A 12,155-nucleotide genomic window follows, 5' to 3' on the forward strand; every position below is an offset into this window, starting at 1 on the left:
TGTCGCGCGTCGTCAGCACACTTGCTGCCCTTCCAGAACGTCGCCGGACACGAGCGTTATCCATTGTTCCATCGGCGGGCGACAGCGCCGGGAGCAAGGGACGCCTAAGGGACCACCCGCCCACCGAACCCCCACGCGAGCAACCAAACCCCTGGTCACATTGGAGCCGATGACGGGAATCGAACCCGCGTATTCAGCTTGGGAAGCTGATGTTCTGCCATTGAACTACATCGGCGTGGCTGCCCGAAAGGCTAGCACCCGGGGTCATTCCATCACTCCCAGGCAGTACAGGATCAGAAATCCGGCGAAGAACATCACCGCCATCCATGGCCGCTCCGGAATCTCGTGCGCCTCGACAAGCAGTTCCTCGACGACCAGCCAAAGTAGGGCGGCCGCCGCGAACGCCAGCACCAGCGTGAGGACGGCGCTGCCCGCCCCGGCGAGCGCGAGCGCGCCCAGCACGGCCCCCACCGCGGCGGCCAGGCTCACCCCGCCGGTGATCACCGCGGCCCGGATCCTCGGCACTCCCGAGCGCCTCAAGCGCAGCGCCACCGACAGACCCAGGAACAGCACCTCGACCGTCAGGGCGACGGCGATGATGACCGCGGTGCGCGTCGACACCGTCGCGCCCGTTGCGACAAGCAACCCGTCGATAAAGAGGTCGACCGCGACCACCGCGAGGAATCCGAGGGGCAGTTCGCCCGCGTGGTCGTTTGCCTCGTGGTCTTCCTCATGCCCCCCATGGTCTTCAAATTGGCGAAACCAGACGAGTAGCGCGACGCCCGCGCTGAAGCCCACGACGATCAGCCAGAGCGGACCCCTGGCGCGCAGGTCCGGCAGCACTTCGCCGGCCACGGCGGCCATCACCACGCCGGCGGCGAAATGTTGCACGCCGCTGACCAGCGCCGCTGACGGCGCGCGCACGACCGCGACGGCGCCGCCGATGATCCCGGCGAGCACGGGGAAGGCGACCAGCGAGGCGGCCGTTGTCAAGATGCTGATGCCAACATTGTGGCGTCTGGGTGGCAAATGCAGCGGCGCGACGCGGCCCGAGACGCCGGAATGGACAAATCGGTCCGCAGAATGAACGGTGGGATGGAGGACTCCAGGAAGGAACACTATGTCGAAGGTGTTGGTCACCGGATTCGGACCGTATGGCGTGACACCCGACAATCCGGCACAGTTCACCGCCGAGGCGCTGGATGGTCGCACCATCGCCGGCGCGACGGTGGTATCCCGGATTGTGCCCGGGGCGTACTTCGAGTCAATCGCGGCGGCTCAACAGGCCATCGCGGACGTTGACCCGGAATTGGTGATCATGCTGGGCGAATTCCCGGGCCGCAGCATGATTACCGTCGAGCGGCTCGCGCAGAACGTCAACGACTGCGGGCGGTATGGCCTCGCCGACACCGCCGGCAAGGTTTTGGTCGGTGAGCCCACGGATCCGGGGGGCCCGGTCGCCTACCACGCGACCGTCCCGGTGCACGCGATGGTCCTAGCCATGCGCAAGGCCGGCGTTCCGGCTGACGTGTCCGATGCCGCGGGCACCTTCGTGTGCAATCACCTGATGTATGGCGTGCTGCACCACATTGCCGAGAAAGGCCTGCCCATTCGCGCCGGCTGGATTCATCTGCCCTGCCTGCCCAGGGTTGCCGCGCTGGATCGCAACCTCGGCGCGCCGAGCATGTCGGTGGAGACCGCGGTCGCCGGCGTGGCGGCCGGCATCGAGGCTGCCCTCAGGCAATCCTCGGATATCACCGAACCGGTTCCGTCGCGACTACAGATCTAGTCAGCCGGCGGCATCCTCGCGGGCCTTCTTGAGTCGCGGCATCGTGTCCTTCAGAAGTTGTAGGCTCTTCCAGCCCTCGGCCGGCGACAGGCCACCGAGCAGCGGCTGGAACGTGAATCCGCCGCGGTCCGGAAGTGCGGGCAGCCTCTCGAGCAGGTCGTCCGGCGTCCACACCGCAAAAAGCCCCGACTGGCGCAGGATCTGGGGATCGATCAGCCCGCTGAACGGAGAGGTCGACGCATCGCCTTCCTGCGCGGCCCATTTGGCGTATTCGGTCATGACGTGGACGGCCTGCTTCTCGATGGCCGCCCAGCCGATGTCCGGGTCTTCGCACAGATGAATGCAGATCGGCAACCCCGTCCGAAAGTACTGCCTGGGCAGCTGGTTGCGGGTTCGGCATTCGTCGAGATACACGTCGACCAGCTCGCCGTTCATCGGCAGAAAACCTATGTCGAACCGCGCGGCGCGCTTGGCTGCCGCCGCCACCCCGCCGCCGACTAGCAAGATGTTTTCCGGCTCCTGCACCGGCAACGGGCGAACATGCACCGGGCGCCCGTCGAACTCGAACTTCTCGCCCTTGAGCGCGCGCAGGATGATGTCGATTCCGAGATCCATCAGCTTCGCGCGGTCTTTCAGCGACTTGCCGAACATCGCGAATTCGAACGGCACATAGCCGGCGCCAAACACGACGTTGATCCGCCCGTTGGACATGAGGTCGGCGACGGCGATCTGTTCGGCGATGGTGATGGGATCATGAAGCGGCAGGATCACCGCGCAGAGCAGGATCCGGGCGTTCTTCGTCACCGCCGCCATCCCGCCGGCCAGTGTGAAGGGCTGCGGCAGGTAGCCGTCTTCGGAGCCGTGATGTTCCATCAGCCCGATGAAATCGACCCCGATCTCGTCGGCGAAGGCAGCCATTTGCAATGCCGCGCTATAAAGCTCGTCGGAGGGCGTGGCCCATTTGGGCGCGCGCATGTCGAAGCAGACGTTCGTCGTGATGTCTCTCATTTCAACCCCTTGACCTCGTACCCAGCTACCTAGCAACGATCTCGGACCCGGCCGGCGGGAAGCAAGCCGGCGCCGGCCGATTAGCCGATCAAACAACTCGGCTCTAAAATCAGGTGGGTCCAGCTTCGTGATCGGCCGATTTGCCCTCGACGGGCAGCGAACCAAATTAGGAGGAGACTCGGATTTCATGGGCTTCGTCGAGTTCGTACGAGACCGCTGGCCGTTCTTGTCGTTCCTCGCCTATCAGCACATGAGTCTGGTAGTTCAGACGCTGGCCATCGCGACCGCGGTTGCCTTGGTGATCGGGGTGTTGATCTATCGTTCGCCCGTTGGCGTGGCGGCCGCCAACGCACTGACCGCCGTTGGGCTGACAATCCCGTCGTATGCGCTGCTCGGAGTCCTCGTCGGCATAGTCGGCATCGGTGTTCTCCCGTCGGTCATCATGCTGTCGTTCTTCGGGGTGTTCCCGATCCTGCGCAATGTCATCGTGGGGCTCACTGGAGTCGATAAATCCCTGGTGGAGTCGGCACGGGCGATGGGGATGAGCGGGCGCACCACGCTGGTGCGCCTCGAGCTGCCGTTGGCCTGGCCGGTGATCATGACCGGCGTGCGGGTGTCTGCCCAGATGCTGATGGGTATCGCGGCGATTGCGGCGTTCGCGCTCGGCCCCGGACTCGGCGGCTACATCTTCTCGGGGATCTCACGCATGGGGGCGGCCAACGCGACCAATTCGATTGTCGCCGCCACCCTGGCCATCCTGATCCTGGCAGTGATCCTAGACACCGCGCTGAACGTCATTACCCGTCTGCTCACCCCAAGGGGGATTCGTGTCTGACTCGACGCGGACCGGTGCGCGCATTCTGCTCGATCGGGTAACCAAACGCTACGGCTCAACGTCTCCGCCGGCGGTGGACAACATCAGCATGGAAATTCCGGCCGGGGAGATTGTCATGCTCGTCGGGCCGTCGGGTTGTGGGAAGACCACAACGATGAAGATGATCAACCGCCTGATCGAACCGACCAGCGGGCGGATCTTCATCGGTGACGTTGACGTGACCAAGCAAAGCGCCGACCAGCTCCGTCGCCACATCGGCTACGTCATCCAGGGGGCCGGCCTCTTTCCGCACTTCACGGTCGGCGAGAACATCGCGGTCGTGCCGCGCCTGCTCAAGTGGGGCAAGAAGCGCATCGCCGCCCGAGTCGACGAGTTGCTGGACCTGGTCAGCTTGGACCCGTCGCAGTACCGCAACCGCTACCCGCGGGAACTATCGGGTGGTCAACAGCAGCGGGTGGGGGTGGCTCGCGCGTTGGCCGCCGACCCGCCGGTGTTGTTGATGGACGAGCCCTTTGGTGCCGTCGACCCGATCACGCGCGCGAGACTGCAGGACGAGCTGTTGCGCCTGCAGGAGGAGCTGCGCAAGACGATCGTATTCGTGACTCACGATTTCGACGAAGCGGTGAAGCTCGGTGATCGGATCGCGATTCTGCGGACCGGGTCGAGGATCGTCCAGTACGAGGTTCCCGAGGAGATTCTGGCAGCTCCGGCGGACGACTTCGTGAGCGATTTCGTGGGCGCCGGTGCTGCACTCAAACAGCTGACGCTGAGCCGGGTTCGCGATGTTGAGCTGCATGGCGCCGCCGTGGCCCGCGTTGGAACCGATCCGGCCGAAGCGATTCGCGCAGCCCGGTCCATCGACCGCGAGCACGTCATCGTGCTGGATGCCCAGGACCGCCCGCAACGATGGATGTCTCTGGCGGAGCTGGCTGGGCCGAATGCGCTCGACGCTGTGCCCGGCGACGACGACCTCAAGTGTGTGAATCTGGCGTCGACACTCCATGATGCGCTCGAGCAGATGCTGACGTCGTCGCTTGGTGTTGTGGTGGTGACGGGCCGGCGCAATGCGTATCAGGGTGTGATCCGCGCCGAGACGATCATGGACGCCGTGGCCAGCATGCGCGGCGCGGGCCAGGTTTCCGGGTCTGCCCAGTGACCGCGACCGTCACCGAGGCCGGCCGGGGCAGCCCGGTCCGCTGGATGCTGCCGCCGATCGCTGCCGTCGCCGCGGTGGCTGGGTGTCTGATCTACGTTCAGGTCGCCGATGTCTCCGAATCAGAGCAGCGTTCCCTCGGGGTCGCAAACCTGCTGACCATGCTGCGGCAGCACGTGACCTTGAGCCTGGCCGCCACCGTGTTGACGTGTGCGATCGGTATTCCGCTGGGTGTTGTCCTGACTCGCGGGCGGATGCGCCGCTATTCGAAGCCGATCATCACCGTCGCCAGCTTCGGCCAGTCCGCGCCGGCCATCGGCCTGATAGCGCTCGGCGCGGTGCTCTTCGGGATCGGCCCGCTCGGAGCCGTCGTCGCGCTGACCGTGTATGGCGCTCTTCCCATTGTGGCCAACACCGTCACCGGTCTGGACGGAGTTGATCCCAGGCTGGTGGAGGCCGGGCGGGGGATGGGGATGTCTCGGACTGCGACACTCTTGCGGGTCGAACTCCCGCTGGCGCTACCGGTGATTGCGGCGGGGGTGCGCACCGCGCTGGTGCTCATCGTCGGTACCGCCGCTCTTGCGTCCTTCACGGGTTCCGGCGGGCTGGGTCAGCTGATTACCACCGGTATCAAGCTGCACCAGACCGTAACCCTGGTCGTCGGGGCGGTTCTGGTGGCAGCCCTCGCCCTTGCCATCGACTGGGTGGCCCGCGTCGTCGAGATGCTCGCCGTTCCAGGAGGAGTGTGATCAGGGTGCGACCGCGCGTGGGCGGCGGCCGTCTGGGCCGTGGCCTGCAAGTTCTCGCCGTCGCCGTTGTCATGGTGGCGGCCGGTTGTGGATTGCGGTCGGCCAGCGGGATTGTCCTGCACGCCAATCCCGGTGCGATCCGGCACTATGAATCCCTGGAAGGGGTCAGAATCACCGTTGCCGCAAAGGATTTCACCGAACAATTGATTCTGGGCAACATGCTCTCCATCATCCTTAATGCCGCTGGCGCTGATGTCACAAACATGACCAATACGCCCGGGAGCTACGGCGTGCGGGAGGCCTTGCTCAAGGGCGAAGCTGATGTCGCACCGGAGTACACCGGTACCGGGTGGATCAGCTATCTCGGCCACCAGCATCCCATCAGGGATCCGATAGAGCAGTGGCGTGCGGTCAACGCGCAGGACGCGGCGAATGGGCTGACGTGGCTTCCTCCCGCGCCGATGAACAATACGTATGCCCTCGCTATCCGGGAGTCGCAGGCCGCCAAGCTCGGCGTCACCAAGCTCTCCGACCTCGCCAAACTCGACAAGTCCGAGTTGACCTTCTGCGTCGAGAGTGAGTTCGCCAACCGCAACGATGGTTTCGTGCCAGCATTACACGCCTACGGATTGACCATTGCCGATCTGGGCAAGGTGACCAGGCTGGCCACCGGAGTTATCTACACGGCGATCGCCGACGGCGACTGCAACTTTGGTGACGTGTTCACTACCGACGGCCGCATCGTCTCTCTGCACCTGCGGGTGCTAGCGGACGACAAGGGTTTCTTCCCTCTCTACAACGTGACCGAAGTGATCAATTCGCACCTGCTCGCTGAACACCCGGAGTTGGCAGAGATTTTTGCCCAGCTGAACCCGAAGCTCACGAATGACGTGATGTCGACGCTGAACGCCAAGGTCGACAAATACGGCAAGGAGCCCGCGCTGGTGGCCCGGGACTGGCTCATCCACGAGGGACTGTTGTCCTAGATATATTGGATATTTATTCTTTCGTTATCTTGTCGTAATGTGCTCTGGGTGGGCAGGCATGAATTAGCCAGGGAACGGCGAAAGTCGTCAGCAGTCCTGGCTGCGGTCCTCGCTCCGGCCGCCGTGTTCTTCGCCGCGGGGGGCGATGTCGGTGCGCTGGCCGCCCAAGACGACGCCAACCCGGTTATTGGCGCGCCGTGTTGCGTCGAGATCGTGTCCGCCGACCGCGGCGAAGTCGGTACGGGTCGTACCGTCGGCAGGTTCGTTGCGGCGTCGAGATGGCGGATCGCATCTCGGTATTTGCCGGTAGGGGTCGCACCAGAGCAGGGCCTACAGGTCAAGACCATCTTGACGGCTCGCAGTGTCAGCGCGGCTTTCCCCGAAATTCACGAAATCGGCGGTGTGCGACCGGATGCGCTGAGGTGGCATCCCAATGGTTTGGCGCTCGACGTGATGGTTCCCAACCCCCACACCGCCGAGGGCATAGCGCTGGGAAACGAGATCATCGCTTTCGTGTTGAGCAACGCGACTCGATTCGGGATGCAGGATGCGATTTGGCGAGGCGTGTACTACACGCCCAACGGCGGGCGGGCAACCGGGGCCGGCCACTACGACCACATTCACATCACGACCGTCGGCGGCGGATACCCCACCGGCGAGGAACTCTATATCCGCTGAGCAACGGGTGCGGCGGCAGCTACGCTCGTCGGGTGCTGCTCTCCGATCGTGACCTCAGGGCCGAAATCTCCGCCGGGCGGTTGGCCATCGACCCGTTCGACGACACCCTGGTCCAGCCGTCCAGCATCGACGTCCGGCTCGACTGCCTGTTCCGGGTGTTCAACAACATTCGCTACACCCATATCGACCCGGCCAAGCAGCAGGACGAGCTGACCAGCCTGGTGCAACCGGTCGACGGAGAACCCTTCGTGCTGCACCCGGGCGAATTCGTGCTCGGCTCGACGCTGGAGCTTTTCGCTCTGCCCGACAATCTGGCGGGACGGCTGGAAGGCAAGTCGTCGCTGGGCCGGCTGGGTCTGCTGACGCATTCGACTGCGGGCTTTATCGATCCGGGCTTCAGCGGTCACATCACGCTGGAGTTATCCAACGTTGCCAACCTGCCGATCACGTTGTGGCCCGGCATGAAAATCGGCCAGCTGTGCATTTTGCGGCTGACCAGCCCGTCGGAGCATCCCTACGGCAGTTCGCGAGTGGGGTCGAAATACCAGGGCCAGCGGGGGCCCACACCGTCGCGCTCCTACCAGAACTTCATTAGGTCTACCTAGCCTCCGGCGGGCGGCGGGTATGGTCGAACTATAAGAGATACATAAGGGCAATACGGGTGATATTGATTGCCCAGCGATAGTCCATGGGGGAGCTTTGGACACCGTACTTGGTGTGTCACTGGCGCCGACCGCAGTCCGGTTGGTGCTGGTCGAAGGTGAGAACGGCGATGGCGCCACCGTCGACGAAGAAGATTTCGACATCGGTGCTGACCACGCCACCGTCGACGCGGCCGAACAGGTGATTTCGGCGATCCTTGGGACCAGGGACGGCGCAGCTGAGGGTGGCTACCAGCTGATGTCGACCGGAGTCAGCTGGACCGATCCCATCGAGGCCGTCGCACTGCATGACGCGTTGGCCGCCCGCAAGATCGAGAACGTCATGCTGGTCTCGGCATTTCTGGCCGCGGCAGCGCTGGCTCATGCGGTCGGCAACGAAACCGACCATGCTCGGACAGCGCTGCTGTTCGTCGAGCCCGCCGCCGCGACCCTGGCGGTCGTCGACGGCGCCGATGGGTCCATCGCCGACTTCGATCAGCAGCTGCTGGCCGACGACGACGACGCGGCGGTGGCCCAGTTGGCAACGATGGTCTGTAGCGCCGAGGCGCTGCAGACTTGTCCCGACGCTGTATTTGTCGTCGGCGCTGGCGTCGATATTCCGCTGATAAAGCCCGCACTGCAGGCCGCGACCTCGCTTCCGGTGACTGCTCCCGACGAGCCGGAGACCGCGCTCGCCCGGGGCGCGGCGCTCGCGTCGGCGAACGCGCGGCTGGTCACGGCCGCCACGGTGGCGCGGGCCTATGCACAGGATCCCGGCACCGGGGCCCTGGCCTACAGTGCGGTCGCTGATGGATCGGTTGACGCGACCGATGTCGTCGGCGTGGAACAGCGCGATCCGAAACCGTTCGCGTTGCTCGGCAGCGTATTGGCGTCGATCTTCATCATTGGGGTCGCTGCGCTGGTCTTTTCTCTGGCGATCAGCTTCCGGACGACGAGCGATGTGCGGCCCGATCCGGGGCAGAACATCGTCGCACCCCCGCAACCCGCCCCTGTTCCTGTGCAGGAAGCCCCTGTTCCGGTGCAGGAGGCCCCTGTTCCGGTACCGGCGGCCCCGGCAGCCCCTGTTCCGGTGCCGGCCGCTTCGGTACCTGCTCCGGTGCCGGAAGCTCCGGCCCCGGCGCCGGCGGCTCCGGCCCCGGTGCCAGCGGCTCCGGCCCCGGTGCCGGCGGCACCCATTCCGATTCCGGTTCCGATTCCGATACCGCTACCTCCGATTCTTAGTCCTCAGTTGCCGTTCGACCCCGACGTCCGGGACGGGTTCCCGGGCGGCAGATTCCCCCGCGGCGGAGGCGACCGTGACGACGACGGGCGCAGCGGGGGGCGCCGCGGCGGCATCGACATCCCGGGAATCCCCGGCGGCGGTGGTCGCCGCGGCGGGATCGACATCCCGGGGATCCCCGGCATCTGATTTCGCCGGCTAGCTGTCACCTGCTGTTCGCCTAACGCTTCGCGTCGCGATGCGGTTCGCTCATCGCGACCACCTACACACAGTGGTATGCGATGCACCGTGTTTGGCACCGGCTATCTGGGCGCCACGCACGCCGTCGGTATGGCGGAAATGGGACACGAGGTCCTCGGAGTCGATATCGATCCGGGCAAGGTAGCCAAGCTCGCCGGCGGCGACATTCCGTTTTACGAGCCCGGGCTGCGAAAGCTGTTGACCGAAAACCTGGCAGCGGGACGGTTGCGGTTCACCACCGATTACGACGTAGCCGCCGATTTCGCCGATGTGCACTTTCTCGGGGTTGGCACGCCGCAGAAGAAGGGCGAATATGGCGCCGACTTGCGGCATGTACACGCCGTCATCGACACGCTGGTGCCGCGACTGACCAGGGCGTCGGTCCTGGTCGGCAAGTCCACAGTTCCGGTGGGCACCGCGACCGAACTGGGCCACCGCGCAGGTGCACTGGCATCCCGGGGAGTCGACGTCGAAATTGCCTGGAACCCGGAATTCCTGCGCGAGGGCTTCGCGGTGCACGACACCCTTAACCCAGATCGCATTGTTCTTGGGGTACAAGATAATTCGAAACGCGCCGAGGTGGCCGTCCGTGAGCTGTACGCGCCGCTGCTGAAAGCGGGCGTGCCGCTTCTGGTAACGGATCTGCAGACCGCGGAGTTGGTCAAGGTGTCCGCCAATGCCTTTCTGGCGACCAAGATTTCGTTCATCAACGCAATCTCCGAGGTGTGCGAAGCGGTGGGTGCCGACGTCAGCCTGTTGGCCGATGCGCTCGGATATGACCCACGAATCGGACGCCAATGCCTCAACGCGGGCTTGGGTTTCGGCGGCGGCTGCTTGCCCAAGGACATCCGCGCCTTCATGGCCCGTGCCGGCGAGCTGGGCGCCGACCAGGCGCTGACGTTCCTGCGTGAGGTGGACAGCATCAACATGCGCCGGCGCACCAGGATGGTCGAACTGGCCACCAGCGCGTGCGGCGGATCGCTGCTGGGCGCCAACATCGCCGTGCTGGGAGCGGCGTTCAAACCCGAATCCGACGATGTGCGCGACTCGCCTGCACTGAATGTGGCGGGCCAGCTCCAGCTCAACGGGGCCGCGGTCAACGTGTACGACCCAAAGGCTCTGGACAACGCGAATCGACTGTTTCCCACGTTGAACTATGCGGTTTCGGTCGCCGAGGCCTGCGAGCGCGCGGATGCGGTGCTGGTACTTACCGAATGGCGGGAGTTCGTCGACCTCGAGCCCGCCGACCTAGCCGACCGGGTGCGGGCGCGCGTCATCGTGGACGGCCGCAACTGCCTCGACACCGCCCGATGGCAACGGGCCGGCTGGCGGGTGTTCAGGCTCGGCGCGGGGCGGCCTCGAGGTTGAGCGCGCGTTCGGCATTGATGCGGTAGGCGCGGTCTTGCTGGCGGGTGCGCCGGCGTGTCGGCATCATCAGGCCGCGTTGGGTCTGTGGTTGTGCCGTTGCGGCGGTGGATAATTCGCCGGTGGGCAGGCACAGGGCGGGAAACAGCAGGCGGCTGCCTGGTCGGGTGGTGTAGGTATGTCCGCTCGGCGACGTCCAGGTGATGGTGCCGTCGGGGTGTTGGTGGTCGCGCCAACCGGTGGGCCCGTCCCAGAAAGTTTTCAGCAAATGATGTTTGCGACAAAGGCATTTGAGGTTGGACGGGTGGGTGGGCCCGAGCGGGTAGGGGATTGTGTGGTCGATGTCGGAGTACTCCGCTGGTCGATCGCAGCCCGGGAACCTACAAGTCAGGTCGCGGCAACGGATGAAGCGCGCCAGTTGGGCTGAGGGGCGATACCCAGTCTCGGGAACGACCTCGGTGAACGAGGCGACTCGGCGAACTTTGGCTCCGGCGGCGACAAGTTGGGCCAACAGCGGTGCGGGCACGGTCGCGCCGCCCATGATCTGGGCCGGTGGCAACCAGCTTGCGGGCGGTTCCGGGTCGGGGGCCAGAGCCTCGTGCAGCGTCATGTCCGCGGTGATGGGCCGTGACGATCGCTCGCCATTGGTGTGCGGGTCGGGTTGTGCGGTCAGGGATGTGGCGTCGGCGACGACGTGGATGACCACGGCCGCGGCGCGCGGGTCGGTATCGGGACGGGCGGGGCAGTCGGCGCGCTGGCAGGCGCAGGCAAGGCGTTGGCCACCGGCGGCCAGCGTGCCCAGCGCGTCGGCGCGGCGCTGGGCGAGGGTACGCGGATCGTCGTCGCAGATCTGGCCGGCCATCTCCGAGAGGCGGCGATCCAGCACGGCGCCGTCGGTGGCCAGCAGCGAGCCCCACAGGGTTGCGATGGCGCTGTCGTTGTCATCCGGGGTGATGACGACGTCGCGCCCGCGGGCGCCGGCGCGGGTGCGGCGCAGCGCGGCGGGGTCGTAGCGGTCGATGATGGCGTCGATGGCTCGGGCGGTTCTGGCCTCCGAGAGCGGGCCGTAGTGTTCGGCGTCGTCGGCCACGGCGGTGTCGACCCGCCGCATGGCGTCCGGGTTCGTGATCAGGGCGGTGCGCCAGGCGATCGTGCTGGCCAGGCGGGTGCTGATGGCGCCCTCGGCGAACAGGGCGGCCACATTCGGTAGCCGGTGGCGCAACGCCACGGCCAGATACATCTGACCGGAGGCCACGCCGTGGCTGATGTTCTGTGCTGCGGCCACTTCGGCGGCAATGGCGTCCCAGTTGTCGCAGGACCAGCGGCCGCGGTCGGCGGGGCTATCGGCGCGGCGGGCCACCAGCTCGGCGATCGCGGCGAGCCGGCGTGCGGCCGCGGCTGATTCCGCTCGTGCGGACGCGTCGATCGTTGCCACCAGGGCCGCGTCTGCGACAGTATCGAACATGCTTTC

The 12,155-nt window shown here is 65.7% G+C and carries 12 protein-coding genes and 1 tRNA gene; 9 read left to right on the forward strand and 4 right to left on the reverse strand.

The features are described 5' to 3' along the window. Positions 1-161 precede the first annotated feature (161 nt). Both AADZ55_RS02290 and AADZ55_RS02295 read right to left on the reverse strand, forming a co-directional pair. A tRNA-Gly gene (locus AADZ55_RS02290) sits at positions 162-235 on the reverse strand. 29 nt (positions 236-264) lie between these two features. Beyond that, positions 265-1,035, reverse strand: coding sequence for a hypothetical protein (locus AADZ55_RS02295; protein ID WP_085326891.1), 771 nt, complete (start codon positions 1,033-1,035; stop codon positions 265-267). An 85-nt stretch (positions 1,036-1,120) separates the two neighbouring features. On the opposite strand from AADZ55_RS02295, the gene pcp reads away from it, so the two are divergent. Continuing rightward, positions 1,121-1,789 (forward strand): pyroglutamyl-peptidase I, encoded by a 669-nt coding sequence (pcp, locus tag AADZ55_RS02300; protein ID WP_085326875.1) that lies wholly within the window; start codon positions 1,121-1,123, stop codon positions 1,787-1,789. Here pcp and AADZ55_RS02305 read toward each other — a convergent pair whose 3' ends face one another. Further along, a complete protein-coding gene (locus AADZ55_RS02305) occupies positions 1,790-2,797 on the reverse strand; it encodes an LLM class flavin-dependent oxidoreductase (RefSeq protein ID WP_085326876.1) in 1,008 nt (335 codons plus the stop codon). Between the two features lie 187 nt (positions 2,798-2,984). Here AADZ55_RS02305 and AADZ55_RS02310 point away from each other — a divergent pair, with 187 nt between their 5' ends. From AADZ55_RS02310 to AADZ55_RS02345, 8 genes are all read left to right on the forward strand, one after another. Further along, entirely contained in the window at positions 2,985-3,632 is a 648-nt protein-coding gene (locus AADZ55_RS02310; RefSeq protein WP_085326892.1) for an ABC transporter permease, read from the forward strand. Next, positions 3,625-4,788 carry an ABC transporter ATP-binding protein gene (locus AADZ55_RS02315; RefSeq protein WP_085326877.1) on the forward strand — a complete coding sequence of 388 codons (1,164 nt, stop codon included), beginning with the start codon at positions 3,625-3,627 and terminating at the stop codon, positions 4,786-4,788. The genes AADZ55_RS02310 and AADZ55_RS02315 overlap by 8 nt, the downstream gene beginning before the upstream one ends. Positions 4,789-4,832: 44 nt before the next feature. Beyond that, entirely contained in the window at positions 4,833-5,534 is a 702-nt protein-coding gene (locus tag AADZ55_RS02320; protein WP_085326893.1) for an ABC transporter permease, read from the forward strand. Positions 5,535-5,605: 71 nt separating this feature from the next. Next, positions 5,606-6,520, forward strand: a complete 915-nt coding sequence (locus AADZ55_RS02325) for a glycine betaine ABC transporter substrate-binding protein (RefSeq protein WP_085326894.1) — start codon at positions 5,606-5,608, stop codon at positions 6,518-6,520. Positions 6,521-6,568: 48 nt separating this feature from the next. Next, complete coding sequence (locus AADZ55_RS02330) at positions 6,569-7,198, forward strand: hypothetical protein (protein ID WP_085326895.1); 630 nt, start codon at positions 6,569-6,571, stop codon at positions 7,196-7,198. Between the two features lie 32 nt (positions 7,199-7,230). Beyond that, complete coding sequence (gene dcd, locus AADZ55_RS02335) at positions 7,231-7,803, forward strand: dCTP deaminase (RefSeq protein ID WP_085326878.1); 573 nt, start codon at positions 7,231-7,233, stop codon at positions 7,801-7,803. A 94-nt stretch (positions 7,804-7,897) separates the two neighbouring features. After that, positions 7,898-9,268: a DUF7159 family protein gene (locus AADZ55_RS02340; RefSeq protein ID WP_423202345.1), complete on the forward strand. Its 1,371-nt coding sequence runs from the start codon at positions 7,898-7,900 to the stop codon at positions 9,266-9,268. Positions 9,269-9,355: 87 nt separating this feature from the next. Next, complete coding sequence (locus tag AADZ55_RS02345) at positions 9,356-10,687, forward strand: UDP-glucose dehydrogenase family protein (protein WP_085326879.1); 1,332 nt, start codon at positions 9,356-9,358, stop codon at positions 10,685-10,687. Here the strand turns inward: AADZ55_RS02345 and AADZ55_RS02350 are convergent. Next, positions 10,656-12,149: an HNH endonuclease signature motif containing protein gene (locus AADZ55_RS02350; RefSeq protein ID WP_085326880.1), complete on the reverse strand. Its 1,494-nt coding sequence runs from the start codon at positions 12,147-12,149 to the stop codon at positions 10,656-10,658. The two genes, AADZ55_RS02345 and AADZ55_RS02350, sit on opposite strands and share 32 nt — an antisense overlap. Positions 12,150-12,155: the final 6 nt, after the last annotated feature.

The sequence above is a fragment of the Mycobacterium decipiens genome (genome assembly GCF_963853665.1).
GTDB classification, from domain to species: Bacteria; Actinomycetota; Actinomycetes; order Mycobacteriales; family Mycobacteriaceae; genus Mycobacterium; species Mycobacterium decipiens.

What these genes read in the sequence shown, in the direction of transcription:
- pcp (WP_085326875.1), top strand. Translation starts at nt 1,121, where the DNA reads ATGTCGAAGGTGTTGGTCACCGGATTCGGACCGTATGGCGTGACACCC.
- AADZ55_RS02305 (WP_085326876.1), bottom strand. Translation starts at nt 2,797, where the DNA reads ATGAGAGACATCACGACGAACGTCTGCTTCGACATGCGCGCGCCCAAA.
- AADZ55_RS02310 (WP_085326892.1), top strand. Translation starts at nt 2,985, where the DNA reads ATGGGCTTCGTCGAGTTCGTACGAGACCGCTGGCCGTTCTTGTCGTTC.
- AADZ55_RS02320 (WP_085326893.1), top strand. Translation starts at nt 4,833, where the DNA reads ATGCTGCCGCCGATCGCTGCCGTCGCCGCGGTGGCTGGGTGTCTGATC.
- AADZ55_RS02325 (WP_085326894.1), top strand. Translation starts at nt 5,606, where the DNA reads ATGGTGGCGGCCGGTTGTGGATTGCGGTCGGCCAGCGGGATTGTCCTG.
- AADZ55_RS02345 (WP_085326879.1), top strand. Translation starts at nt 9,356, where the DNA reads ATGCGATGCACCGTGTTTGGCACCGGCTATCTGGGCGCCACGCACGCC.
- AADZ55_RS02350 (WP_085326880.1), bottom strand. Translation starts at nt 12,149, where the DNA reads ATGTTCGATACTGTCGCAGACGCGGCCCTGGTGGCAACGATCGACGCG.